This window comes from Micromonospora sp. AP08, from assembly GCF_008085935.1.
GTDB classification, from domain to species: Bacteria; Actinomycetota; Actinomycetes; order Mycobacteriales; family Micromonosporaceae; genus Micromonospora; species Micromonospora chersina.
In genome coordinates, this window is record NZ_VSEZ01000018.1 from 1 (window position 1) to 24,518 (window position 24,518).

The following is a 24,518-nucleotide window of genomic DNA, read 5'->3' on the forward strand; positions in this document are numbered from 1 at the left end:
CATGACGAAGGCCGGTACCCCGAGAGGGTGCCGGCCTTCGGCGTCTCCGGGCGTCGCGGCCGGCTGAGCGTACAGTCGGGCGGTGGACCGTACCGAATCCCTGCCGGCGCAGACCCTCCCACCTGGCGCGGGCTCCGTCGATCCGGGCAGCGTGCTGCTGCCCGGGCACGACGTGCCGTTGGGGCGCTACACCACCGTGCGCCGGCTGCTGCCGCAGCGGCAGCGGCGACTGGTCGGGGCCTGGTGCTTCGTCGACCACTTCGGACCGGACGACGTGGCCGAGCGGCCCGGCATGGAGGTGCCGCCGCACCCGCACACCGGGTTGCAGACGGTCACCTGGCTGCTCGACGGCGAGATCCTGCACCGGGACAGCCTGGGCAACGTCCAGCCGATCCGCCCCGGCCAGCTCAATGTGATGACCTCGGGGCACGGCATCGCCCACTCGGAACGCTCACCCCTGGTGCATCCGCCGGTCATGCACGGCGTGCAGCTCTGGGTGGCGCTGCCGGACCCGGCCCGGGCCGGCGCGGCCGACTTCGCCCACCACGCGGAGCTGCCCCGGTGGCGCGACGGCGACCTCACCGGCACCCTGCTCGTCGGCGAGATGGCCGGGGAACGCTCCCCGGCCGTGGTGCACACCCCGCTGGTCGGCGCGCAGCTGGAGGTCGACGGGCCGGCCCCGGCCACGCTGCCGCTGCGCCGCGACTTCGAGTACGGGCTGCTCGCCATGTCCGGCTCCGCCGAGGTGGACGGGGTGGCCTTCGAACCCGGCGCGCTGCTCTACCTGGGCGCCGGCCGCGAGTCGCTGACCCTGCGCGGCGCCCCGGGCAGCAGGTTGCTGCTGCTCGGCGGCACCCCGTTCGAGGAGCCGCTCGTCATGTGGTGGAACTTCGTGGGCCGGTCGCACGAGGAGGTCGCCGCCGCCCGCGAGGACTGGATGGCGGGCCGGCGGTTCGGCACGGTCGCCGACGACCCGGCGCCTCCGCTGCCCGCCCCGGCGCTGCCCACCACCCGGCTCAAGGCGCGGGACCGGCGCGGAGGAACGCTGGGCTGATTGCCCCGCCCCACCCCGGGTAGACGGCGGGCATGCCCACCACCAGTGCGATTTCCAGTGTCGAGGACAAGAAGCGGCTGGTCCGCCGGCTCGCCGGGGACGGTCGGGGGTTCGCCGAACGGTACGGGTTCCGGGTCACGAACAACCCGTCCCAGCTGTTCCAGGTGCTCTACCTGTCCGTTCTGCTGGCGCGGCGGGGCGACTTCCACAAGGCGGTCGACGCCGCGACGGGGTTGCGGGACGCCGGCTGGGACAGCGCCGCCCGGCTGGCCCGCTCGTTGCACGCCGACCGGGTGCGCGTGCTGCGCGAGGCCGGGCAGCGCGGCGACGTGGACACCCTCGCCGCCACCTTGGGTGACCTGGCGCAGAAGGTGGTCGACGCGTACCGGGGTGACCTGCGGCGGCTCCGCACGGAGGCGCACCAGGATCCGGCCCGGGAGCGGCGGCTGCTGACCGCGCTGCCCGGGGTGGACGACGAGGTGGCCGACCTGTTCCTGCGCGAGGCGCAGGCGGTGTGGCGGGAGGTGGCGCCGGTGGCCGACCGGCGGGCCCTCGCGGCGGCCCGTCGGCTGGGGTTGGGCCGTTCCGCCGACGACCTGGCCGGGCTGGCCGGCAGCGGCAAATCGGAGCGGCTGGCCTGGCTGGTCGGGGCTCTGGCCCGGGTGGACCTGGAGAAGCGGTACGCCGAATTGAGCGCCTGAGGTGGACGTGCCGGTCGCCACAGTCTCGCGATACTCACCCGTTCGGCTGATGTCCTGTCGTATGATGATCGTGGCAGCGATGCCCGCCCGGTTCGGGCGAACATCCACCGCCTGTCGGTCGCGACCCGGTTCGGGCGCGGACCGGCGGGGACAGGTGCTGCGTGGCGCCCCCGGGCGCGGGTCGTGACCCCGGGCGCCCGCCTGTCGCCGGCGTTCACTGGGCGAGGCTGGCGAGCAGGTTCACGGTGGCGGCGATGATGACCGCGCCGAACAGGTACGACAGCAGCAGGTGCCGCAGGGCCGTCCGCCGCATCTCCGAGCTGCACAGGTCGGTGTCGGAGACCTGGAAGGTCGCGCCGACCGTGAAGCCGACGTAGGCGAAGTCGGAGAAGCAGGGCGGCTCCGCCTGGTGGAAGTCGATCCCGCCCGGCTCGCCGCTGTAGTACAGCCGGGCGTACCGGGTGGTGAAGACGGTGTGCACCACGAACCAGGCGACCACGACGCTGAGCACACCGAGCGCCCCGTAGAGGTCCCGGGGCAGTCCGGGCGGGGTGGTGTGCGCCGTCGTCAGCACCAGTCCGACCGCGACCAGGCTGGCCAGGCAGGCCGCCAGCAGCAGGGCGTCGCGGGTGGCCCGGTTGGGGTCCTCCAGCTTCGCCAGCCGCGCGGTGCGGGCGGCGTCCAGCCGGGACAGCCGTCCCCACTGCAGGGCCAGCCAGCTCAGCGCGGCGCCGTCCCACCCGACCAGCGGGGCCAGCGTCGGCGCCAGCATGACGGCGGCGGCGCCACCGGTGACGGCGCCGACGAGCGCCATCACGACGAGCTGGACCGCCGCCGGCACGTGCCCGTGGACCGGGGCGGCTGTCCGGCGCGGCACCGGTCGGGTCAGATGCCGCGCAGGTGCTGCGAGACCCGCAGGTGCCTGTCCCGGGCCTGCGCCGCGCGCTGCGAGGGGCTCACCTCGGGTGCGGCGTCGATGCCGGCCGAGCGGGCCACCTCGGTGCCGTTGGCGTAGTCCACCGGCGGCAGCGCCCGCAACGCCCGCAACACCTCCGGCGGCGCGCCCTCCCGTTCGGCCTCCCGGATGACGTCGTCCTTGCCGGCCGGATAGTCCAGCGCCGACAGGTACTCAAGGACGTCCGTGTAACTCGCCATGGGTCGGGCTCCTCGCGCCTGTAGTTGCGGTCACGACCGGCGGCGGATACCCGCCGGACCGCGGGTCACGCACGGGACCGGCGGAAAATCCGGGTGCCGTTTCCGGGCCGCCGTGGCGGGTAGCCGCCTGGTGCTGAGCAGCGAAGGAGGTACCACTCATGCACTACCTCACTTTCGTCGGCCGGGTGGCGCGGCGGACCGGAACGTCCCAGGAGTGCGCGGCGGAGTTGACTCGGGCCACGCTGGCGACCCTCGCCGACCGGTTGACCGGTGGTGAGGTGCTGGACCTGGCGGCCCAGCTGCCGAAGCCCCTCCAGGGGCTGCTCAAGCCGCACCCGCGTCAGGAGGCGGCGGATCGCTTCGGGGCGGCCGAGTTCGTCGCCCGGGTGTCCGTGCGGGCCGGCGTCGACGAGGACACCGCCCGGGGCGGGGTGCGGGCCGTGTTCTGCACGCTGCGCGAGGCGATCACCGGCGGGGAGTTCCAGGACGTGGTGGTCCAGCTGCCGCGCGACTTCCGGGACATGGTGGAGCCCGCCCTGGCGCCCGCCGCGGCCCGCCGCTGACCCGCCGCGCCGGCCCCGGTCAGGCGACCGTGCCGGCGGCGCGCAGGGCGGCGATCCGGGCCGCGTCGAGGCCGGCCTCGGTCAGCACCTCGTCGGTGTGCTCACCGGCCTGCGGCGGGGGCCGGCGTACGGAGGTGGGGGTGGCCGAGAAGCGCGGCGCGGGCGCCGGCTGGGGAACCCCGTCGGGCGCGACGAAGACCTTCCGGGCCGCCAGGTGCGGGTGCTCGGGGGCCTCGGCCCAGTCCAGCACGGGCGCCACGCAGGCGTCCGAGCCGGTCAGCAGCGCGGCCCACTCGTCCCGGGTGCGGGTGCGGAACAGCCGGGCCCAGGCGGCTCGCAGCGCCGGCCAGTTCGCCGGGTCGTGCCGGTCCGGGGCCTTGTCGCCGTCGAGCGGGAAGCCGGTGAGCCGGACCAGCTCGTCGTAGAACCGCGGCTCCAGCGCGCCCACCGCGAGGTGCCGCCCGTCGGCGCACTCGTACGTGTCGTAGAACGGCGCGCCGCCGTCGAGCAGGTTCACCCCGCGCGGGTTCTGCCACATGCCGGCGCGGCGCAGCGCGTGGATCTGGGTGGCCAGCACCGAGACGCCGTCCACGATGGCCGCGTCGACCACCTGGCCGGGGGCGCCGGCGCGGACCGCGTACAGCGCCGCGACGATGCCGAGGGCCAGCATCATCCCGCCGCCGCCGAAGTCGCCGAGCAGGTTCATGGGCGGCACCGGGCGCTCGCCGGCCCGGCCGACGCCGTGCAGCGCGCCGGTCAGCGCCAGGTAGTCGATGTCGTGGCCGGCGGTGTGCGCGAGGGGGCCGTCCTGCCCCCAGCCGGTCATCCGCCCGTACACCAGTCGGGGGTTGGTGGCGTGGCAGTCGTCCGGGCCGAGGCCGAGCCGCTCGGTGACCCCGGGCCGGAAGCCCTCGATCAGCGCGTCCGCCCCGGCGACCAGGGTCAGCACCACCTCGCGCCCCTCGGGCGTCTTGAGGTCGACGGCGAGCGAGCGGCGGTTGCGGTTCAGCAGGTCGCCCGGGAGGTCGCCGAAGCCGCCGCCGCCGATCCGGTCCACCCGCACCACGTCCGCGCCGAGGTCGGCCAGCATCATGGCCGCGAACGGCCCCGGGCCGATGCCGGCCATCTCGATCACCCGTACGCCGGTCAGTGGCCCGTTGTCCATCGCGTCACCATAGGGCCCCGGCTGCCCGGGCACCACGCCCCACCGTCCCGCACAGCGGTTGACCAGGGCAATCATCCGCGTCGAAACTTGGCGTGCGGGTTGAGGTTGCCCTAACCTTGAGGCCGCGAGGGGAGTACTTCCCACGAACCATTCCGGTCAGTACGGCGGGCCCCGGGCTCGCCTCGGGTGGTTGCCCACGATCGGTGGGTGAAGGAGACCTCGGACATGGCACCGTGTTCGAGGAGGCCCCATGACCGAGTTGTCGTACCTGTCCGCCGCCGAGCTGTCGTCGGTCGGCACCCCCACCCTCTGGGCGGTGACCATCGCCGGCGTGCTCGCGTTGCTGGTGCTGGACTTCCTGGTCACCCGGAAGCCGCACGAGGTCTCCCTGAAGGAGGCGCTGGGCTGGTCGGCCTTCTACGTCGCCCTGCCGCTGGCCTTCGGCGCCTGGGTCTGGGGCCGGTACGGCTCCGAGCAGGGCGTCCAGTATCTCACCGGCTACCTGGTGGAGAAGTCGCTCTCGGTCGACAACCTCTTCGTCTTCATGCTGCTGCTGGCCGCGTTCGCGGTGCCGGCCGTGCTGGCCCAGCGGGTGCTGCTCTACGGCATCGCCGGCGCGCTGGTGCTGCGCGCGATCTTCATCGCCCTGGGCGCCGCCGCCCTCCAGACCCTCGACTTCGCCTTCCTGCTCTTCGCGCTCATCCTGATCGCCACCGCGGTCAAGCTGCTGCGGGACGCCGTCACCGGCCACGAGCAGGAGGTCGACATCGACAAGATGCGGTCGGTGCGGCTGCTCCGCAAGGTCATGCCGGTGGTGGACGAGTACCACGGCCCGAAGATGACCGTCCAGCAGAACGGCCGGCGGGCGCTCACCCCGTTCGCCCTCGTGGTGGTCGCGGTGCTCGCCACCGACGTGGTCTTCGCCGTCGACTCGGTGCCCGCCGTCTACGGCATCACCGAGGACCCCTACCTGGTCTTCGCCACCAACGCCTTCGCCCTGCTGGGCCTGCGGGCGCTCTACTTCGTGCTGCACGCCGCGCTGAGCCGCCTCGTGCACCTCAGCTACGGCCTGGCCGCCATCCTCGCCTTCATCGGCCTCAAGCTGGGCCTGCACTGGGCGCACGGCATCTGGTCGGGCGTGCCCGAGATCCCCACGCTCGCCTCGCTCGGCGTCATCATCGGCGTCCTGGTGGTCGTCACCCTGACCAGCCTGCGCGCCACCCGCGACCGCGCCCCCGGCGAGCGGCAGGCCGTCGCCGAGCGGCAGTGACGCGGGCCGCCGCGGTGGTCACCCACCGCGGCGGCTCCGGCCGAACCCGTCGCCCCGACCCACCCCAGGTGGTACGACTGACGCGTGGGAATCGTGTCGCCAGGCTTCCAGGGCCGGCCCCGTACGGCGGAACCGGCCCTGCCGCCCGGGCAGTACCTCACCCAGGACTTCCCGGTCCTCTCCGCCGGCCCGACCCCGCGGGTGCCGCTGGACACGTGGGAGTTCGTGGTCACCGGCGAAAGTGGCGCCGAGTACCGGTGGTCCTGGGACGAGCTGATGGGCCTGCCGCAGGAGACGCCGCACGTGGACATCCACTGCGTCACCCGCTGGTCCAAACTGGGCACCGACTGGCAGGGCGTCTCGCTGGACACCCTGCTCGACGGCATCGACACCACCGCCCGGTACGCCCTGGTCCACTCCTACGGCGGGTACACCACCAACCTGCCGCTGGACGACCTGCGCGGCGGCCGGGCCTGGGTGGCGCACACCTACTCCGGCGGCCCGCTGCCGGCCGAGCACGGCGGGCCGGCCCGGCTGCTCGTCCCGCACCTCTACTTCTGGAAGTCCGCCAAGTGGGTCCGCGGCATCCGGCTGCTGACCGACGACCAGCCGGGCTTCTGGGAGACCGCCGGCTACCACGACTACGGCGACCCGTGGCGCGAGCAGCGCTACCAGGGCGACTGAGGTGGCCGCCCCGACGACCGGCGGCCGGGTGGTCGCGCCGCTCACCTGGCGGGTGGCCCGGCTCGTGGAGCGGCGGGTCGAGACGCCGACCGCGCAGACCCTCGTGCTGGACGTGCCCGGTTGGCCGGGGCACGAGCCCGGGCAGCACGTCGACATCCGGCTCACCGCCGCCGACGGCTACCAGGCGGCCCGCTCGTACTCCCTGGCCGGGCCGGCCGAGGGGGAGCGGATCGCGGTGACCGTCCAGCGCGTGCCCGACGGGGAGGTGTCGCCGTACCTCACCGACACCTACGCCGCGGGCGACCCCGTGGAGGTGCGCGGGCCGGTCGGGGGCTGGTTCGTCTGGCGTACCGACGAGAGCGCGCCCGTGCTGCTGGTGGGCGGCGGCTCCGGGGTGGTGCCGCTCATGGCGATGGTCCGGGCCCGACGCGCCGCCGGCAGCCGGGCCCCGTTCCGGCTCATCTACTCGGTGCGCACCCCCGACGACGTCATCTACGCCGACGAACTGCGCCGCCGCGCCCGCGACGACCAGGGCCTCGACGTGGCGTACGTCTACACCCGGGCGGCGCCGGAGGGCTGGCGTGGGGACCCGCACCGGATCGGCCTGGCCGACGTGAACAGCCACGGCTGGCCGCCCGACCTGGAGCCGCTCTGCTACGTCTGCGGCCCCACCGGCTTCGTGGAGACCGTGGCGGACCTGCTGGTGGGGCTGGGCCACCCGACCCGGCGGGTCAAGACCGAACGGTTCGGCCCGACCGGCTGACCTCCCGAGGAGAGCGCATGACCGACATGTCCTACCTGGACGGCAACATGCTCGACGGGCCGATGCGCGAGCTCTTCGCGGTCGACCTGAGTTCCGCCATGGGCCGCTGCGACCAGTGCGGCACGACCGGCCCGGTGGGCGGGCTGCACGTCTACTCGCACGCCCCCGGGCTGATCGGTCGCTGCCCGGCCTGCATCGGGGTGATGGTGCGCCTGGTCCGCGCCCCCGACCGCGCCTGGCTCGACCTGCGCGGCACCACCTTCCTCCAGATCCCCATGCCCCTCGACCAGCCCCACCCCCGCCCGCTCTGACACCCGGCGCGCCGCGTTAGAGGCTCAGGACGTGACGGTGAGCTGACCCACCTGGGCCGGGCCCGGCTCGGCGTGGTTCGCCGGGCCGGCCGGCGCCGGGGAACCCGCCGGCCGGGCCGGCGCCGGGGTGGGGACCGGCCGGGTGACCGCCGGCCCGCTCCGCCGCCACCGGCGGCGCAGCCGGCTGACGAGCTGCCCGACGGTCACCGGCACCACCGACAGGACGAGCTGGCCGTTCCGCGGGTCCACGGTCGCGGCCACCCCGTACAGGCGGGCGCCGCGGCGCACCAGCCGGGGGCGGCCGGCGGCGAGCCGGGGCGCGCGGACCGGGGCGCTGCCCCGGCCGTGGTCGCCGTCGAGTTCGGCGCGGACCGGGTGGCGCTGGCCGCTGGCGGCGCTGCCGGCGAGGAGCCGGTCGACCGGGAAGTCGGTCCGCACGGTCCGGCCGGTCGGGTCGGTGGCGTCCAGCAGGGTGGTGCCGGCGAGCGGGCCGGCCACCAGCCGGACCGGCCCCGCCTCCGCCGCGAATCGGGGGTACGGGCTGCGCGTGGTCACCGCGAGGGTGTGCGCGTCCGCCCAGCTCACCGTCACGGTGTCCAGCCGGGCCAGCCAGTCGGCGCGTACCTCCGTGACATCGGTCCAGGCGGCCGGCGCGCCCGGGTAGCCAGCGTGCCAGCGGCCGTGCGCGACCACCGTGGCCGGGACGCCCCGCTCGGCGTCCTGGTCGATGACGGCCAGCAGCTCGTCGACGCCCCCGGCGGTCACCGCGCCGAGCCGCAGCCGGGCCTCGATGTCGAGCCGGTTCCGGAGCCCGTCGGTGACGTACCGCTCGACGAGCCGGCGCACCGCCGCGTGCACCCGCTCCTGCGCGGCGCGGTCCAGCCGGCGGAAGTCGTCGCCGACCAGGTTGGCCAGCTCCAGCCCGACGTGCCGGCGCAGCACCGCGTCCCGGCGCGGTCCGGCCGGGATCAGCCCGGCCACGAACGCGAACAGCCGCTCCACGCTGACCAGGCGCTGCTCGATCCGGCTGTGGTAGGTGATGTTGCGGGCGTCCAGCCGGCGCACCGCGTGGTAGTAGTCGTAGTCGGCGAGCACCGAGATCCGCCGGGCGTGGTAGCAGGCGGCCAGGGTGAACGGCTGGTCGCTGAGCACCGGCATGTCCTCGGGGAAGCGCAGCCCGAGCCGGTCCACCAGCTCCCGGCGGAACAGCTTGGTGTTCGCCAGCGACCAGGGCAGCGCCGAGTCGAACAGGCTCACGTCGACCGCGTTGCCGGCGGCGAAGACGTCGGAGAAGACGTGCCGGCCGTTGACCCCGACCACCTTGCCGAGCACCACGTCCGAGCCGTACCGGTCGGCGGCGGCGACCAGCCGTTCGAGGGCCTCCGGGCCGAGGTGGTCGTCCGAGCCGAGGAAGAAGACGTACCGGCCGGTGGCCAGCTCCAGGCCCCGGTTGCAGGGGGCGGCCGGGCCGCCGGAGTTCGCCTGGTGGACCACCTTCACGGTGCCGGGGTGGCGGGCGGCGAACCGGTCCAGCAGCCGGCCGCTGCCGTCGGTGGAGCCGTCGTCCACCGCCACGATCTCCAGCCGGTGCCGGCCGATGGTCTGGCGCAGCAGCGAGTCCAGGCAGGCCCGCAGGTAGGGGAGGGTGTTGTAGACCGGGATGACGACGCTCACGTCGGGGGTGGGCACCGGTGCGCTCCTCGTGGAGTCGGCGGGGCGGGCGGGTCCGCGTGGGGCGGGGGTGGGGCGTCGGGCAGCAGTCGGCGGTAGACCGCCTCCAGCACCTCGGCCTGCGCCGACCAGGTCCAGCCGGCGAGCAGGCCCGGCCGGTCGTACGCGGCGCGGTGCCGGGCGGGGTCGGCCAGCACGGCGGTCACCGCGCGGACGAGGTCGTCGACGTCGCCGGCACGGAAGACCTCGCCCTGGCCGGTCTCCCGGACGGTGGCGGCCATGGTGCGCACGTCGCTGACCACCACGGGCAGCCGCGCGTGCGCGTACTCGAAGAACTTGGTGATCAGGGCGATCTCGTGGTTGGGCCAGCGGTGGATCGGGATCACCCCGACGTCCGCGCCGGACAGGAACGGCGCCACCTGCCAGTGCGGCACGTACGGCAGCACGTGCAGCCGGTCGGCGGCGCCGAGCCGGGCGGCCCGGTCGGCGAGCCGCTCGACGTAGCGCAGCGCCGGGTTGACCACCAGCGCGAGGTGCACCCCGGGCAGCCGGGGCAGCGCCTCGACCAGGCTGTCCAGCCCGCGCTGCGGGGCCGCCGCGCCGCTGTAGACCAGCAGCGGCACGTCCGGGCCGATGCCGCACTCGGCCCGCAGGTCCGGCGGCGGTGCGTCGTCGGCCGGGCGGTGGCCGTCGGCGGGGGCGTTGAGCAGCACGCCCGGCGCCTCGGCGAGCCCGTGCTCGCGGCGCAGCAGCTCGGCCAGGTCCGCCGAGACGGTGAGCACCGCGTCGGCGTACGGGGCGTACTCCCGCTCGTGGGCCCGGTGGGCGGGCAGCCAGCGGGCGTGGTCCCGCCACGGCTTGATCCCGGGCAGGAACTCGTGGGCGTCCCAGACCAGCGCGACCCGCCGGCCCTCGCCGCCCGCCCGGATCTTGGCGCGGGCGCCGACGCCGAGCATCCGGAAGTCGTGCGCGTGGATCAGGTCCGGGCGCAGCCGGTCCACCTCGGGGCCGTAGGCCAGCTCGTAGTCCCACAGCCCCGGCTCCAGCCGCCGCCACGCCCGGGCACCCAGCGCGAGCTGCCAGAACAGCGTGTACGCCCGGTCCCACGGGCTGCGGAACCGCCGGCCGTACCGGACCCGGTTCATCATCTTTGTGCGCAGCCACACCCAGCGGTGCAGCAGCCGGGCGGCGACCTCCCGCCGGCGCAGCGCCCGCCGGGCCCGGCGCAGCGGGCCGCAGGCCAGCTCACCGGCCGCGGCGCGCCGCGTGACCAGGGCGGACCGGACGGCCAGGTCGGCCCGCCAGGCGCGGACCCACTGGGCGCGGTGCTCGGCGATGCCGCCCGACCGGTACGCCAGCGGCCAGCGCAGCGAGCGGCGGAACTCGTGCCGGCGCTGGTGCAGCGGCTCCGGCATGGGCAGCAGCCGCACCTCCGCCGCCCCGAGCCGCCAGCTCCGTTCCGTGCCGTCCGGCGAGCGGCCGAGCAGCGTCACGTCCCACCCGGCCTCGGCGGCGGACCGGGCGATCTTCTGTACCCGGGAGTCGCCCTCGACCTTGTTGTCGACGAGCATGACGATCCGGCCGCGGGGCGGCGGTGTCGCCTCGTCGTGTGCCACTCCTGGTCCTCCGCTGGTCGGCCGGCCGTCCCGGCGCGACACCACGCTGGTGGAGGCATCCGTCGCCGGGGCTACGCCGACGTGACGGCAAGGTGACCGAGAGGAGGCGGTTGAGCGGTGACCCGGGACACCCGCACGTGGCGCGACCCCGGTTGGACAGCGGTCGGGCGGGTGGCCGAGAGTGGATCACCGTGAGGTACCTGCGCAGCGACGGCCGCGTCGCCATCCGCCGCCCCCGCCCGGACGACGAGGCGGAGTTCGTCGCGGCGGCCCGGCGCAGCCACGACCTGCACCACCCGTGGCTCTCGGCCCCGGACGACGCCGGCCGGTACGCCGACTACCTGCGCAAGATCCGGGGCCGGGACAGCTCCGGGTACCTGCTCTGCGACCGGGCCACCGGCGAGATCGCCGGGTACGCGAACATCAGCGGCATCGTCATGGGCGCGCTGCGCGGCGGCTACCTCGGCTACGCCGCCTTCCTGCCGTACGCCGGCACCGGGCACGCCTCGGCCGGGGTCCGGCTGGTGATCGAGCACGCGTTCACCGCGCTGGGCCTGCACCGGCTGGAGGCGAACATCCAGCCCGGAAACGAGCCGTCGAAGCGGCTGGCCCAGCGGCTCGGGTTCCGGCTGGAGGGCTTCTCGCCGGACTACCTGTTCATCGACGGCGCCTGGCGGGACCACGAGCGCTGGGCGATCACGGCGCCGGAGCCGGCGCGGGGCTGACGGCGCGGTGGCGGCCGCCGGAACGGCGACCGCCACCGGCGTCGTGGGACCTCAGCGGCCGGGACCCCGGTCCTGCGGGCGCTGCCCGGTCAGCCGTTGCCGCCTCGCCTCCTTGTGCTCGAGGCGCCGGCGCTGCCGGGGTGTGAGCTGCGGGCGGCCGCTCTGCTGCCGGTAGTGGGCCGCACGTCGGTCGGACGGCAGGATACTCATCCTGGGCTCCCCTCGGTCGGGATCGACTCTCGCGCTCCCACCACCCTCCGTCGCGACCGGGTGAGCCACCCTCACCCGGTCCGGGTGAGCGGGCGGTCAGCTGCCGGGCTTCGGGAAGGCCACCGGGCTGCGGTGCCCCGTCCGGTCCACCGCCCGCACGCCGAAGAACACGTTGTCCTTGGACAGGTCGATGGTCACCTCGGTGACGTCGCCGACCGGCAGCACCTTCTGCCACTCGGGGGCGGTGGTCTCCCGCCACACCACCTCGTAGCCGGCGAGGTCCGGTTCGGTGCCGCGCTGCCAGCGCAGGGTGGTGTCGTTGGTCAGGTTGGTGGTGACGACGGTGACCCCCTTCGGGGTGCCGGGCGCCTGGGCGAGGGACCACAGCGTCGCGCCGTTCACCCGGGCCACCCGGGTGATGTAGTCGAAGTCGCAGAACTCCGGCAGGTCGCCGTACTGGACGCCGTCGACCACCCGGACGTCCTGGTGCTGGTGGGCGAAGTCCTCGTTCGGCTCGGTGAACCGCCCGGCCGGCCAGCCCTCGCGCAGGAACGAGATGTGGTCGCTGCCCCGCAGGTAGCGGTCCCGCCGGTAGATCACCCGGACCCGCATCCCGGTCGCGCCGTTGCACGCCACGTCGGACACGAACCGGGCGAGCTGCCGCGACGGCGAGTCGTTCTCCCCGCCGACGGACTGCCGCACGCTCGCCTCGGCCGGGGTCTCGGCCGTCGGCACACCCTCGGCGAAGAGTCGCACCGAGCGCGGGTCGCGGGTGCCGTCGTCGGCCGTGCTGCTCCCGACGATGTCGTTGCTGAACATGCCCTGGACGTCCACGCCGGCCGCCTTGAGCCGGCCGGCCAGGTACGCCGAGCCGTACAGCCCCTGTTCCTCGCCGGCCACGGCGGCGAGGACGATGGTCGCCTCGGTGCGCCGGGTGGCGAGCACCCGGGCCAGTTCCATGACCACCGCCACGCCGGAGGCGTCGTCGTCGGCGCCCGGGGCGTCGCTGACCGCGTCCATCACGTCGGTGGCCCGGGAGTCGTAGTGGCCGGTGATCACGTAGACCCGGTCTGGCGCGGTGTCGCCGCGCAGGGTGGCCACCACGTTGGTGATGGTGGTGGCGGTGGGGATCCGGGAGGCCGGCTGCTGGACGTACGACTGAAGCTCGACGGTCATCCGGCCGCCGGAGGCGGCGGCGTACCCGGTGAGCTGGGCGTGGATCCAGTCGCGGGCGGCGCCGATGCCGCGTACCGGATCGTCCTGGTCGGAGAGGGTGTGCCGGGTGCCGAACGCGGCGAGCCGGCGGACGGTGGCCTCGATCCGGTCCCGGTCGATCTCGCGCAGCAGCGCGGTCAGCTCGCGGTCCGGCGGCTGCGGCCGGACCGGGTGGCCGGGGCCGGGCGGCGTGACGGTGTCGGTGGCGGCGGCCGGCGAGGCGGCCAGCGGGGCGGCGACGGTGGCGGCGGTGGCCGCGGCGGAGGCGGTGAGGAAGGTGCGCCGGGTGGACCTCGTGGGCCGACCCCCGGCGGTCTCGTGGGTTCCCATCAGGGCATCCTCGCCCCGGACGGTGAGGCTTGTCCATATAGCCGGGCGTGGATGACGGCGGATTTCACCCGCAGCGGGTGATGCCGCCCTCGCCCGCGCTCCTCCTACGGTGGGCGGCATGGCTGCCGTCCGTCCGACTCCCGCCGATCCCACGCCCGACCTGGCCGCCGCCGCCGCGCCCGGCGACCAGCGGGCCGCGCCGCCGGAGCTGGGCGAGTCGATCGCGGTGCTCAGCGGCCCCACCTTCATGTACTCCGACCCGGCCGGGGACGTGCCCCCGGGCAGCATCGGCGGGCTGGTCCACCTGGACACCCGGATGCTCAGCGGCTGGGTGCTCACCATCAACGGCGCTCGCCTGCTGGTGCTGCGCTCGCAGGTCGTGCAGCACTACTCGGCCCAGTTCGTGCTGACCACTCCCGCACTGCCCGACCTGCCGCCGGACAGCATCTCGGTGAACCGGATCCGCTACGTCGGGGACGGCTTCCACGAGCGGATCTCGTTGGTGTCGTTCCGTCCTGAACCGGTGCGCCTGGAGGTGCGGCTCGCGGTCACCGCCGACTTCGCCGACCTGTTCGAGGTGAAGTCCGGCGTCCGCGACCGGTCCGCGCAGATCACCCGGCGGCAGACGTCGGGGGGCCAGGCCCTCACCTTCGTGTACGAGAACGAGGGTTTCACGGCGCGGACCGAGGTGCGGGCCACGCCGTCACCCGGCCGGATCGAGGGTGACGAACTGGTCTGGGACGTGGGGTTGCAGCCGCGCCAGGAGTGGCAGGTGGATCTGCGCGTGCCCCTGCCTCCCGGGCCCGGGGTGGTGGAGCCGGTCACGGGCGACATCGCCGACGTGGTCCAGGGGCGGGCCGCCGACCCGTTGCGCCGCTGGACGGTCGACCGGGCCGTGCTGCGCAGCGACAACCAGGTGCTGGAGCGGACCATGCAGAAGTCCCGGGACGACATCGCCGCCCTCCGGCTCGACCTGGAGGTGAAGGGGCAGCGCATCCTGCTGCCGGGGGCCGGCCTGCCCTGGTTCCTCACCGTGTTCGGCCGTGACACCCTGATCACCGCGTACCAGACGCTGGTCGCCGGACCGTCCCTGGCTCACGGCGCCCTGCTCGGGCTCGCGCGGTTGCAGGGCACCAGCTGCGACGACTTCAGCGACGAGGAACCGGGCAAGATCCTGCACGAGGTCCGCAGCGGCGAGCTGACCCGGACCGGGGTCAAGCCGTACGGCCCGTACTACGGCAGCGCCGACGCCACCCAGCTCTGGCTGATCCTGCTCTCCGAGTACTGGCGCTGGACCCGGAACGACGACCTGGTCCGCGAGCTGCGCGGCAACGCCCTGGCGGCGCTCGACTGGATCGACCACTTCGGCGACCGCGACGGCGACGGCTACGTCGAGTACGGCACCCGCTCCCCGGAAGGGTTGGGCAACCAGTGCTGGCGCGACTCGCCGGACGGCGTGTGCTTCGCCGACGGCCGCATCCCGGTGCTGCCCATCGCCACCTGCGAGCTGCAGGGCTACACGTACGACGCGAAGCTGCGGCTGGCGGAGCTGGCCGACGGTCCGCTCGCCGACCCGGCGCTGGCCGACCGGCTGCGCGCCGAGGCCGCCGAGCTGTACGAGCGCTTCAACCGGGACTTCTGGATCCCCGAACGGGGCGGGTACTACGCGGTCGGCCTGGACGGCGACAAGAACCAGATCGACGCGAAGACGTCGAACATGGGCCACCTGCTCTGGAGCGGCATCGTGCCCGCCGAGCGGGCGGACCGGGTGGTGGCCCAGCTCATGTCCGACGACATGTTCTCCGGCTGGGGGATCCGGACCCTGTCGCGGGAGGAACGGCTGTACAACGCGCTCGGCTACCACCTCGGCACGGTGTGGCCGCACGACAACTCCCTCGCCGTCCTCGGGCTGGCGCGCTACGGCTTCCGGGCCGAGGCCAACCGGATCAGCCTGGCGCTGCTCGAGGCGGCGGAGCAGTTCGGCTACCGGCTGCCCGAGGCGCTGAGCGGCTACCCGCGGGACCGGCTGACGTTCGCGGTGCCCTACCCCACGGCGTGCAGCCCGCAGGCCTGGGCGACCGGCACCCCGCTCGCCCTGGTCCGGGCCATGCTGGGGGCCGATCCGGTGGACGGGCGGCTGCTCCTCGACCCGGACATCCCGGCCGAGCTGGGCCGGATCACCGCCGAGCGGGTCCGGGCCTTCGGTCACTGCTGGGAACTGGAGGCGGTCGGCCGCGACGGGTACGTCCGGCTCAGCCCGGGCTGAGCCGGCGGCGCACGCGGGCCCACGTTTGTCGGGGTCCTCGACGGGAACGGCAGCAGGCATGACGAAACCTCGTGTGGTGATCGTGGGGGCCGGGTTCGCCGGATACCACGCGGCGAAGACGTTGAGCCGGCTGGCCAGCAAGCGGGCCGAGATCGTCCTGCTGAACACGACCGACTACTTCCTCTACCTGCCGCTGCTGCCCGAGGTCGCCGCCGGGGTGGTCGAGCCCACCCGGATCTCCGTGCCGCTCGCCGGCACGCTCGACGGCGTCCGCGTGGTCATCGGCGAGGCGGACCGGGTCGACCTCCAGAACCGCTGGGTCGGCTACCGCTCCGCCGAGGGGGACCACGGCCAGCTCGCGTACGACCGGCTGGTGCTCTCCGTCGGCAGCGTCAACAAGCTGCTGCCGATCCCCGGGGTGACCGAGTACGCGCACGGCTTCCGCGGCCTGCCCGAGGCGCTCTACCTGCACGACCACGTGATCCGCCAGCTCGAGCTGGCCGAGCTGGCGGAGGACCCGGTCGAGCAGCGGTCCCGCACCACCTTCGTGGTGGTCGGCGCGGGCTACACCGGCACCGAGGTCGCCGCGCACGGGCAGCTCTTCACCGACCGGATGATGGCCCAGCGGCCCCACCTCAAGGTGCGTCCCCGCTGGATGCTGCTGGACGTGGCCCCGCGCGTCCTGCCCGAGCTGGACCAGCGCCTGTCCGTCACCGCCGACCGGGTGCTGCGTCGGCGCGGCGTCGACGTGCGCATGGGCACCTCGGTCTCCGAGGCCACCCCGGACGGGGTGCTGCTCACCGACGGCGAGTACGTCCCGACGTGCAGCCTCGTCTGGTGCGTCGGGGTACGCCCGGACCCGTTCGTGGCCGAGCTGGGGCTGCGCACCGAGAAGGGGCGCCTGGTGACCGACGAGTACCTCAACGTCCCCGGCTACCCGGAGGTGTTCGCCTGCGGCGACGCGGCGGCCGTGCCCGACCCGACCCGCCCCGGGCAGATCTGCGCGATGACCGCCCAGCACGCGCAACGGCAGGGCAAGCTCGCCGCGCACAACATCGCCGCGTCCTACGGGCAGGGCAGCCGGAAGCCGTACAAGCACCGCGACCTGGGCTGGGTGGTCGACCTGGGCGGCAAGGAAGCGGCGGCCAACCCGCTGCACGTGCCGCTCGCCGGCCTGCCGGCCAAGGTGGTCACCCGCGGCTACCACCTGTACGCCATGCCCAGCAACCGGGCCCGGGTCGGCGCGGACTGGCTGCTCGACGCCGCCCTGCCCCGGCCCGCCGTGCAGCTCGGTCTGGTCCCGGCGCACGCCGTGCCGCTGGAGAGCGAGTCGCCCGAGGTGGTGCACCGCCGCTGACCGGGCCCGCCCGTCTCACCCGCCGGCCGGCGGCGGGTTCCCGTCCGCGGGAGCCCGGCCGCCGGCCGGACGTCGGATCGGCACGTCGGGGGCCGGGACGGGCAGCGCCTGCCGGCCGGTGCGGGCGAACTCGCGCAGCAGGACCTGCGCGATACCGGCCACCGGGATGGCCAGCAGGGCGCCCACGAGTCCCGCCAGCTCGGCGGCGAGCAGCACGCTGACCAGCACGGTCAACGGGTTCAGCCGGACCGCGCGGGCCATGATGACCGGCTGCAGCAGGTGGTTCTCGACCTGCTGGTAGACCACGAAGAAGACCAGCACCACGACGCCGGCGGTGGGGGAGTGCAGGAACCCGGCCCCGGCCGCGACGATCGCCCCGAGGGTCGCCCCGACCAGCGGGATCAGGTCGGCCAGCGCGACCACCAGAGCGATCACCCCGGCGAACGGGACCCCGAGGAGGAAGAGCACGCCGAACGTCAGCCCGCCGCAGATCACGCTGATCACCAGGTTGCCGCTGAGGTAGCCGGTGATGATCCGGGAGGAGTCCCGGCCGATGCGCCGCAGCCGCTCCGCCGCGCCGTCGCCCACCAGCTTGAGCGTCCCGGAAATGATCTTCGGGGCCTCCAGCACCATGAGGTAGGCCAGCACCACCACGGTGACCACCGCGGCGACGACCTGGAGCACGCCCCGCAGCACCCCGACCGCCGGCTCGCCGAGCCGGGTGCCGTAACGCTGGATCTGTTCGGCGTGGGTGTCGGCGTACCGGCGCAGGTGGAAGCGGTTCAGCGCCTCGCCGACCGGACCCCGCCCGGCCCGGGCCTCGTGGATCAGGGCCGGGGCCCGGTCGGCGAACCGGCCCAGCTCGTCGACCAGCGGCAGCACGATCATCGCGCCCAGCGCGGCCAGCACCACGAAGGTGGCCAGGAAGACCAGCAGGGTGGCCAGCGCCCGGCGCCGGACCAGCCGCCGCTCCACCCGGTCCACCAGCGGTTTCAGCGCGACCGCGAGGAACGCCGCGACCAGGCCCCAGACCAGCACCCGCCGGGTCGCCCAGAGCAGCGCCAGCCCGACCAGCGTGGCGAGCACCAGACCGATCACGATGAGTGCCCGGCGTGCGGTGGACCGGTCGTCGGCGTTGCTCATCCGGCGCGGCTACCCGCCCCCGACCGGCGGAAACCCGGCGCGGCCACCCGCCCTCGACCCTCGGGAACCCCGCCGGGTCAGCCCTCGGCCAGTTGGGCGTCGGTGGCCGGCCGGGTGCCGGCGACGAACGCGTCGAGCGTGGCCCCGTGCAGCACCCCGCCGGGCGCCGGGTCGCCGGCGGCGCGGGCGACGAGCCGGGGTACCGGCAGGCGTTCGGGGCGGGTCGCGGCGGCGAGCACCAGGTTGCCGTACCGCCGGCCGCGCAGCATCCGCCGGTCGGCGACCAGGCAGACGTCGGCGAAGACCGCCCGCAGCGTGGCCACCTGGGTCCGGGTGTGCGCCAGCGGCGGGAGGTCGGTGACGTTGACCAGGTAGACGCCGTCCGGGCGCAGCACCCGGGCCACCTCTGCGGCGAACTCCAGGCTGGCCACGTGGCGGGGCATCCGGGCCGCCCGGTAGACGTCGGCCAGCACCAGGTCGTAGGCCCCGGACGGCGCCGCGGTGACCGCGTCCCGGGCGTCGCCGATCTCCACGACCACCTCGGGTGGCGCTGGCGGCAGGTCGCGGCGGACCAGTTCGACGACCGCGGGGTCGCGCTCGATCACCCGCTGCGGGGAGCCGGGGCGGGTGGCGGCCAGCCAGCGCGGCAGGGTGAGCGCGCCGCCGCCCAGGTGCAGGGCGGTCAGCGGCCGGCCCGGTGGGGCGGCCAGGTCGATCACGGCGGCCATCCGCCGCACGTACTCGAAGTGCAGGTGGCGCGGGTCCGTGACGTCGACGTAGGACTGTTCGACCCCGGCGGCGAGCAACGTCCGGCCGGTGGGCCGGGCCGGGTCCACGACGATCTCCAGGGCCTCGGCGTCGCTGTCCACGGCGGGCAACGGTACCGGGCCGCGCGGGCCGGTGGGCGGAGCGCCCACCGGCCCGCACCCGACGCCGCTCAGCCGGCGGCCATCCCGGCGCCGGCCTCGTCGATGGCGTCGTCGACCCGCCGGGCCAGGTCCACGTCCATCGCCGTCACCCCGTCGACCTGCTGGGTCAGCACGGTGAGCACGGCGCTGTCCTGGTCGGGCCGCCCGATCTGCGGGCCACGGCCGATCTCGCCCCGGAGCTGGTCGAGCCGGTCGAGCACCCGATCCAGGTTGCCGGCCGGCAGCTCGATGGTGCGCACCAGGGACTGCCGGTCACTGGACCAGTACGGCAGCTGAGCGAGCGCGTCGCGCAGTTCCTGCTCGTCCAGCGGAGCGACGGCGGAGGTCGCGCCCACCAGGCCGCCGCCGGCCACCGGCGGCGCGAGCAGGTCCCGCAACCCGTCCGGTACGCGCAGCGACTCGACGAGGTCGCCGTCCGCGTCGGCCAGCGCGGCGAGGGTGGCCTGCGCCTGGTAGCGGGCCTGCTCCGGGGTGAGGCGGCTGCGCCGGCCCACCTCGGCCAGGAAGCCGGGCAGGTCCTGCCGCCGCTCGATGCCGTCCACCGGCACCACGTCGTGCAGCTTCACCGGCACGGCCTCGAGCAGCCGTTCCCGCTCGACCTCGTCGAGCGCCCAGGCCAGCGCGAGCACGGTCGCCTCGGCCGCCACCTTGGCGGTGGAGAAATCCACCCCGGCCCGCCGGCTCACGTCGTCGACGAGATCCCGGTAGGCCATCGTGGTCACCCGGGCCGGCCGCTCGTCGGGCAGCGGGCGCGGGCGCTCCGCCACGGCCGCGGGCGGCGGCGCGGGACCGCCGCGCGTGGTGTCCGGCTTGTGCCGGCCGGCCGGCGGCGGGCCGGACCGTTCGCGCTGGTCCAGCGAGGTGATCTGCTTGGACGCGCTCAGGCTGGCGCCGGTCTGGCTGGGCCGCAGACCGCGTTCCCGGGCGTCCCGGGCCAGGGCCCGGCGGCGCTGGTTGTCGCCCTCCATCTGCTTGCGCATCGTCGCACCTCGTTCCTGGTCGGTTGCGCTTGCGCCGGTCGCCTTCCCGGCGCTGCTGGGAAGGAAACGGGCGCGGCCGGACCGGCCCGCTTCATTCGCTGCGGGTGAGGACCGGTCACCCGGCGGGCCCGCACCATCGGGGTGGACCGGAAGAACTTCCGACGCACGCGGAAGGGCAGGTCGTCATGAAGCACATCGTGGAGATCGTCCCCGCCCGGCCCGGCTGGTACGCGCGGTGGCAGGTCGACCCGGAGGGCACCCGCTGCTATCCGGTGACCCTCTGGGCGCTGCTGGAGGAGAGCGACGGCAGCGGACGCGAGGTCGTCGGCGTCGACTGTGTGGGGCAGTGGCCGGGAGCGGACGACAACGAGGTGGGTGGGGAGTTCGTCCGTTACCTGTTCCAGACGCCCGATTCCGGCGCGCCGGAGGACGCGGCCTCGCCCACGGTGGGGGAACTGCGCGAATCCGGCCCGCGACTGCAGGCCATCCCGGCCGCCTGAGCCACCCTCCCCGGCCCCCGGCCCCTGGTCCCAGGGTCGGGGGCCACCCTCCGTTCCGGCGGCGGTCAGCCGACCTGGCGGGTGTCCCCGGTCGCCGCGGACGGCGGGACGGCCAGCAGCTCGGTCAGCCCGGTGCGGTCCAGCAGTTGGCGTACCGGCGGGTTCACGGTGTCCAGCCGCACGGTGCCGGCGCCGGACCGGTGGATGACCACCAGCGCGCTGAGGCCCGACGAGTCGCAGAGCGTCACCCCGGCGAAGTCGAGCAGCAGCTCCTGATAGCCGTCGCGGCGCAGCTCGGCGGCGGCGGCCACGAGGTCGGGCGCGGTGTCGAAGTCGAGCTCGCCGGTCAGCCGAAGCCGGGCACGTCCGGCGGCGAGCCGGTCCACCTCGATGGTCAACAGCTGGGAGGGCATGGCGCCATGTTCCCAGGTGGGGATGATCGGGAAACCCCGGGGGTGCTCACGCGAAGGCGGACGAGTCGGTCGCGGGCAGGTCGGACCGGTGCTCCGGCCGCGGCCGGGACAGCAGGCCGGTTACCCCCGTCATGTCGAGGATGGTGGTCAGGAAGCGGGGCGGCTCCCGGAGCAGGATCGCCGTGCCACCCTGCTGGCCCTCCCGCCAGGCGTGCACGATCACCGACAGGCCGGTGCTGTCGATGAAGAGCAGGTCGCCGAAGTCCAGCACGAGCGTCGCGGGGCGCTCGGCCAGCAGCCGGTCGACCTCGACGCGCAGCGGGGCGGCCGTGGTGAAGGCCAGGTCACCGGCGACCTTCACGACCGGGGCCACGGGGTCGGACCGGTCCACGGAGATGGTCAGCGGCGTCGCCTCGGGCGTGTTCCGTCGGGGTGCCACCATCACGCCTTTCCGCGGCTCCCGGACGGGGGCCGGTCGTCAGGGATCGTAACCACCCCGGAACGGGCCCGCCGGATGGCGCGTCCGCAGGCCGGGGCGCAGGCCGTGGGGTGGCGGTCCCGGCACACCGGCGTAGGGTGGGGTGGAGAGATCTGACCATACGCGCCGTCTGCGGCGCGCACGGGGTGTCGACAAGGAGTGGGGCTCAGCTGGTGACTGCCGCCGACGTCAGGGGCGCGGACCCGGGCGACGGACGGGTCTCCACGCCGGCAACCGGTAGGGCGCGCGCCCGGACCTCCGCCCCGGCCCTGCCGCCCCTGGCCCCGGACCGCGGCCTGCCCACCGCCAACTGGTCGGAGGTGGTGGAGCACTTCCGCGAGGGCCTCATCGTCTGCGACGCCGACGGCGTGGTGCGGCACCTCAGCCCGGTCGCCGAGCGGCTGGTCCCCGAGGTGGTCGCCGGCGAGGTGCTCGCCGCGGCCGGCGTGCCCGCGCTGGTCGACGCCGACCCGGTCGAGTTCACCCATCACGGCCGCCGTCTGCGGCTGCGGCGGGTTCCGCTCTCCGCGGCCCGCCGCTGCTGGTACGTCGAGGACGCCACCGAGAGGGTCAGCCGGGCCGACGCGCTGCTCGCCGAGCGGGCCCGCTCGGCGTTCCTCGCCGTGGTCGGCGAGAAGCTCGGCAACCCCCTGCACCCCGACCGGGCCGCCGCGGCGGTGGTCCGGCTGGCCGTGCCGACCGTGGCCGACGCCGCCGTGCTGGTGCTGGCCCCGCGCTCCGGCCGGGCCCGCTGGTGGCGGGCGGTCCGGGCGGACGACGAGGCGTCCGCTGTGGACAGCGGCATGCTCGCCGCCACGGCGCTGCCGGCGGCGATCGCCGAGGGCCTCGGCGGCGCCGAGCCGCACGCCCTGGACTGGCTGGTCGAGCAGGCCGTCGAGGCCGGCTGGCTGCCCGGGCTCGACGCGGCCGGAGCCACCGCGCGGGTGGTGCCGCTGCCCGGTCGGGAGGCCCCGGCCGGCGTGCTGCTCGTGGCCCGCCGGGCCGGCCGCTGGTACGACGACGCCGACCTCGACCTGGTCCGCGCCTTCGCGGCCCGCGCCGGCGCGGCGCTGACCACCGCCATGCTCTACCGCGACCAGGCGGAGGTCGCGGACACCCTCCAGGCCAGCCTCCTGCCCGTCGAGCCGGCGGCGGCCAGCGGCGTGCAGTGGGGCACCGCGTACCGGCCGGCGCAGGCCGGGCTGCGGATCGGCGGCGACTTCTACGGCTCACACCGGCTCGTCGACGGCGGTTCGGTCTTCTTCCTGGGCGACGTCTCGGGCAAGGGCGTCGAGGCGGCGGTGTTCACCGGCCAGCTCCGGCAGTGCCTGCACGCGCTGCACCGGGTCGAGTCGCAGCCGGGACGGCTGCTGAAGCTGCTCAACGACGCGCTGCTGGAGACCACCCAGGCGCACGGGCAGGGCCGGTTCGCCACCATGGTGCTGGGCGTGGTCCGGCCGCACCGGGACGGCAGCCTCACCTTGACCATGGCCGGGGGCGGCCACCTCCCGCCGCTGGTGCTGCGGGCCTCCGGCGAGGTCGAGGTGGTGCCGCTGAGCGGGATGCTGATCGGCGTGGTGCCGGATCCCCGGATCGGCGAGGTGACCGTGCACCTGGCGCCGGGCGAGACCTGCCTGCTCTACAGCGACGGGGTGACCGAGGCGCGGGGCGGCCGGCGCGGCGACGAGCAGTTCGGCGCCGAGCGGCTGCTCCACGCGGTGACGGGCTGCCACCGGATGCCCGCCCCGGCGCTGGCCGAGCGGATCGAGCAGGTGACCTGCGACTGGCTCGGTCACGGCGACCACGACGACATCGCGGTGCTCGCGCTGCGGGCCACCGGCCCGGGCCGCCCGGGCCGCCACCTGCACGCGGTGCACGGCCCGACCGGCGCCGACCGACCGAGGGAGACCACGCCGTGACCGCGACGACCACCGAGGCCGACCCGGTGCACGCCTTCCCCGGTTATCTGGAGTTCCTGGCGGAGGCCGACGAGTACGGCGCCGTCGAGGTGGCCGTCGGGCTGCTGGAGTCCGGCGTGCCGGCCGAGCGGGTGCTGCTGGACCTGGTCGCCCCCGCGCAGGCCGAGGTGGGGGAGCGGTGGGCGCGTGACGAGTGGAGCGTGGCCCAGGAGCACGCCGCCACCCACATCAGCGAGCGGGTGGTGGCCGCCGTCGCCGCGTACGCCGATCCCCGCCCGACCCGGGGCCGGATCGTGGTGGCCTGCATGGACGGTGAGTGGCACGCGCTGCCGGCCCGGCTGGTGGCCGAGGTGCTGCGGCTGCGCGGCTGGCAGGTGACCTTCCTCGGGGCCAGCGTGCCCGCCGCGCACCTGGTCTCCTACCTGCACCGCTACGACGCGCACGCGGTGGCGCTGGCCTGCGCGCTGCCGATGCGGCTGCCGCACGCCCACCGGATGATCGAGGCGTGCCGCCGCTCGGACGTGCCGGTGGTGGTGGGCGGGCGCGGCTTCGGCGGCGACGGCCGCTGGGCCCGGGTCCTCGGCGTGGCCTGGGCGTCGGACGCGCCCAGCGCGGCGGACCTGCTCGCCGACGAGCGGGCGCTGCGCGCGGTGCCGCCGGCCCGGCTCGACCACCTCGCCGACGACGAGTACGCGAGCCTCACGAAGCGCCGCGGCGAGCTGATCGACAGCGCTCTGGCCGACCTGCGGGAGCGGGTGCCGGGGGTCCGCGACTACACGCCGGCGCAGCTCGACTCGACCGTGAGCGACCTCGGCTACATCGTCGACTTCCTCGCCGCCGCCCTCTACGTCGACGACGAGACGCTCTTCGGCGAGTTCGTCGAGTGGCTGGTGGCGATCCTGGTCAGCCGCCGGGTCCCGGCGAGCGCCGTGGGGCTCACCCTCGACCACTATGGACAGCGGCTGCGCGACTTCCCCCGCGCCGGGCGCTTCCTCGACCGGGCTCGTGCCCTGGTCAGCGGGCTGCCGGCCGCCCCGGCACGGTGACCGCCGAGGCACGGGGAACCGTGCTTATACTTGCTCCACTGCAAGGGTCGGCCT

25 protein-coding genes are annotated in these 24,518 nt (G+C 75.1%); 13 read left to right on the forward strand and 12 right to left on the reverse strand.

Annotated elements, in window-relative coordinates; genetic code table 11:
* Nucleotides 1-82 precede the first annotated feature (82 nt).
* Together FXF50_RS24585 and FXF50_RS24590 are read left to right on the forward strand one after the other, a co-directional pair.
* Nucleotides 83-1,054: a pirin family protein gene (locus tag FXF50_RS24585; protein WP_148431242.1), complete on the forward strand. Its 972-nt coding sequence runs from the start codon at nucleotides 83-85 to the stop codon at nucleotides 1,052-1,054.
* A 32-nt stretch (nucleotides 1,055-1,086) separates the two neighbouring features.
* Nucleotides 1,087-1,755, forward strand: coding sequence for a hypothetical protein (locus tag FXF50_RS24590; RefSeq protein ID WP_148431243.1), 669 nt, complete (start codon nucleotides 1,087-1,089; stop codon nucleotides 1,753-1,755).
* A gap of 214 nt (nucleotides 1,756-1,969) precedes the next feature.
* On the opposite strand, the gene FXF50_RS24595 is transcribed toward FXF50_RS24590, so the two are convergent.
* Together FXF50_RS24595 and FXF50_RS24600 are read right to left on the reverse strand one after the other, a co-directional pair.
* The gene (locus FXF50_RS24595) at nucleotides 1,970-2,632 is read right to left on the reverse strand and encodes a DUF1345 domain-containing protein (protein WP_222866101.1); all 663 of its coding nucleotides are present in this window, start codon (nucleotides 2,630-2,632) and stop codon (nucleotides 1,970-1,972) included.
* Nucleotides 2,633-2,640: 8 nt separating this feature from the next.
* Complete coding sequence (locus FXF50_RS24600; protein ID WP_148431244.1) at nucleotides 2,641-2,910, reverse strand: DUF2795 domain-containing protein; 270 nt, start codon at nucleotides 2,908-2,910, stop codon at nucleotides 2,641-2,643.
* A 158-nt stretch (nucleotides 2,911-3,068) separates the two neighbouring features.
* On the opposite strand from FXF50_RS24600, the gene FXF50_RS24605 reads away from it, so the two are divergent.
* Entirely contained in the window at nucleotides 3,069-3,473 is a 405-nt protein-coding gene (locus FXF50_RS24605; RefSeq protein ID WP_148431245.1) for a DUF2267 domain-containing protein, read from the forward strand.
* A gap of 19 nt (nucleotides 3,474-3,492) precedes the next feature.
* Here the strand turns inward: FXF50_RS24605 and FXF50_RS24610 are convergent, their stop codons facing one another.
* Entirely contained in the window at nucleotides 3,493-4,638 is a 1,146-nt protein-coding gene (locus FXF50_RS24610) for a CaiB/BaiF CoA-transferase family protein (protein ID WP_148431246.1), read from the reverse strand.
* Between the two features lie 250 nt (nucleotides 4,639-4,888).
* Between FXF50_RS24610 and FXF50_RS24615 the strand changes: the two genes are divergently transcribed.
* From FXF50_RS24615 to FXF50_RS24630, 4 genes are all read left to right on the forward strand, one after another.
* A complete protein-coding gene (locus FXF50_RS24615; RefSeq protein WP_148431247.1) occupies nucleotides 4,889-5,908 on the forward strand; it encodes a TerC/Alx family metal homeostasis membrane protein in 1,020 nt (339 codons plus the stop codon).
* A gap of 93 nt (nucleotides 5,909-6,001) precedes the next feature.
* Nucleotides 6,002-6,592, forward strand: a complete 591-nt coding sequence (locus FXF50_RS24620) for a sulfite oxidase-like oxidoreductase (RefSeq protein ID WP_222866102.1) — start codon at nucleotides 6,002-6,004, stop codon at nucleotides 6,590-6,592.
* 1 nt (nucleotide 6,593) lies between these two features.
* Nucleotides 6,594-7,355: a ferredoxin reductase gene (locus FXF50_RS24625; RefSeq protein ID WP_148431249.1), complete on the forward strand. Its 762-nt coding sequence runs from the start codon at nucleotides 6,594-6,596 to the stop codon at nucleotides 7,353-7,355.
* Nucleotides 7,356-7,372: 17 nt separating this feature from the next.
* Nucleotides 7,373-7,666, forward strand: coding sequence for a DUF6510 family protein (locus FXF50_RS24630; RefSeq protein ID WP_148431250.1), 294 nt, complete (start codon nucleotides 7,373-7,375; stop codon nucleotides 7,664-7,666).
* 24 nt (nucleotides 7,667-7,690) lie between these two features.
* Here the strand turns inward: FXF50_RS24630 and FXF50_RS24635 are convergent, their stop codons facing one another.
* A complete protein-coding gene (locus tag FXF50_RS24635) occupies nucleotides 7,691-9,355 on the reverse strand; it encodes a glycosyltransferase family 2 protein (protein ID WP_148431251.1) in 1,665 nt (554 codons plus the stop codon).
* On the reverse strand, nucleotides 9,337-10,908 hold the full coding sequence (locus tag FXF50_RS24640; RefSeq protein ID WP_148431364.1) for a glycosyltransferase family 4 protein: 1,572 nt from the start codon (nucleotides 10,906-10,908) through the stop codon (nucleotides 9,337-9,339). Before FXF50_RS24640 ends, FXF50_RS24635 begins: the two co-directional genes overlap by 19 nt.
* Nucleotides 10,909-11,144: 236 nt before the next feature.
* On the opposite strand from FXF50_RS24640, the gene FXF50_RS24645 reads away from it, so the two are divergent.
* A complete protein-coding gene (locus tag FXF50_RS24645; RefSeq protein WP_255510178.1) occupies nucleotides 11,145-11,678 on the forward strand; it encodes a GNAT family N-acetyltransferase in 534 nt (177 codons plus the stop codon).
* A 51-nt stretch (nucleotides 11,679-11,729) separates the two neighbouring features.
* Here the strand turns inward: FXF50_RS24645 and FXF50_RS29435 are convergent, their stop codons facing one another.
* Both FXF50_RS29435 and FXF50_RS24650 read right to left on the reverse strand, forming a co-directional pair.
* On the reverse strand, nucleotides 11,730-11,888 hold the full coding sequence (locus FXF50_RS29435) for a hypothetical protein (RefSeq protein WP_187399804.1): 159 nt from the start codon (nucleotides 11,886-11,888) through the stop codon (nucleotides 11,730-11,732).
* 96 nt (nucleotides 11,889-11,984) lie between these two features.
* On the reverse strand, nucleotides 11,985-13,433 hold the full coding sequence (locus FXF50_RS24650; RefSeq protein WP_148431252.1) for a M20/M25/M40 family metallo-hydrolase: 1,449 nt from the start codon (nucleotides 13,431-13,433) through the stop codon (nucleotides 11,985-11,987).
* Between the two features lie 118 nt (nucleotides 13,434-13,551).
* Between FXF50_RS24650 and FXF50_RS24655 the strand changes: the two genes are divergently transcribed.
* Nucleotides 13,552-15,699: a glycogen debranching N-terminal domain-containing protein gene (locus FXF50_RS24655; RefSeq protein WP_148431253.1), complete on the forward strand. Its 2,148-nt coding sequence runs from the start codon at nucleotides 13,552-13,554 to the stop codon at nucleotides 15,697-15,699.
* Nucleotides 15,700-15,757: 58 nt separating this feature from the next.
* The gene (locus tag FXF50_RS24660; RefSeq protein ID WP_148431254.1) at nucleotides 15,758-17,056 is read left to right on the forward strand and encodes an NAD(P)/FAD-dependent oxidoreductase; all 1,299 of its coding nucleotides are present in this window, start codon (nucleotides 15,758-15,760) and stop codon (nucleotides 17,054-17,056) included.
* A gap of 15 nt (nucleotides 17,057-17,071) precedes the next feature.
* Here FXF50_RS24660 and FXF50_RS24665 read toward each other — a convergent pair whose 3' ends face one another.
* From FXF50_RS24665 to FXF50_RS24675, 3 genes are all read right to left on the reverse strand, one after another.
* Nucleotides 17,072-18,199, reverse strand: coding sequence for an AI-2E family transporter (locus tag FXF50_RS24665; protein WP_148431255.1), 1,128 nt, complete (start codon nucleotides 18,197-18,199; stop codon nucleotides 17,072-17,074).
* A 77-nt stretch (nucleotides 18,200-18,276) separates the two neighbouring features.
* Nucleotides 18,277-19,068 (reverse strand): spermidine synthase, encoded by a 792-nt coding sequence (locus FXF50_RS24670; RefSeq protein ID WP_187399805.1) that lies wholly within the window; start codon nucleotides 19,066-19,068, stop codon nucleotides 18,277-18,279.
* Between the two features lie 68 nt (nucleotides 19,069-19,136).
* Nucleotides 19,137-20,108, reverse strand: coding sequence for a DUF2267 domain-containing protein (locus FXF50_RS24675; RefSeq protein ID WP_148431257.1), 972 nt, complete (start codon nucleotides 20,106-20,108; stop codon nucleotides 19,137-19,139).
* Nucleotides 20,109-20,293: 185 nt separating this feature from the next.
* Here FXF50_RS24675 and FXF50_RS24680 point away from each other — a divergent pair, with 185 nt between their 5' ends.
* On the forward strand, nucleotides 20,294-20,608 hold the full coding sequence (locus tag FXF50_RS24680) for a hypothetical protein (RefSeq protein ID WP_148431258.1): 315 nt from the start codon (nucleotides 20,294-20,296) through the stop codon (nucleotides 20,606-20,608).
* A 65-nt stretch (nucleotides 20,609-20,673) separates the two neighbouring features.
* On the opposite strand, the gene FXF50_RS24685 is transcribed toward FXF50_RS24680, so the two are convergent.
* Together FXF50_RS24685 and FXF50_RS24690 are read right to left on the reverse strand one after the other, a co-directional pair.
* On the reverse strand, nucleotides 20,674-21,021 hold the full coding sequence (locus tag FXF50_RS24685) for an STAS domain-containing protein (protein ID WP_187399806.1): 348 nt from the start codon (nucleotides 21,019-21,021) through the stop codon (nucleotides 20,674-20,676).
* Between the two features lie 46 nt (nucleotides 21,022-21,067).
* Nucleotides 21,068-21,463 (reverse strand): STAS domain-containing protein, encoded by a 396-nt coding sequence (locus FXF50_RS24690; protein ID WP_187399807.1) that lies wholly within the window; start codon nucleotides 21,461-21,463, stop codon nucleotides 21,068-21,070.
* Nucleotides 21,464-21,672: 209 nt separating this feature from the next.
* On the opposite strand from FXF50_RS24690, the gene FXF50_RS24695 reads away from it, so the two are divergent.
* Both FXF50_RS24695 and FXF50_RS24700 read left to right on the forward strand, forming a co-directional pair.
* Nucleotides 21,673-23,418: a PP2C family protein-serine/threonine phosphatase gene (locus FXF50_RS24695; RefSeq protein WP_148431260.1), complete on the forward strand. Its 1,746-nt coding sequence runs from the start codon at nucleotides 21,673-21,675 to the stop codon at nucleotides 23,416-23,418.
* A complete protein-coding gene (locus FXF50_RS24700) occupies nucleotides 23,415-24,464 on the forward strand; it encodes a B12-binding domain-containing protein (RefSeq protein ID WP_148431261.1) in 1,050 nt (349 codons plus the stop codon). Before FXF50_RS24695 ends, FXF50_RS24700 begins: the two co-directional genes overlap by 4 nt.
* Nucleotides 24,465-24,518 lie beyond the last annotated feature (54 nt).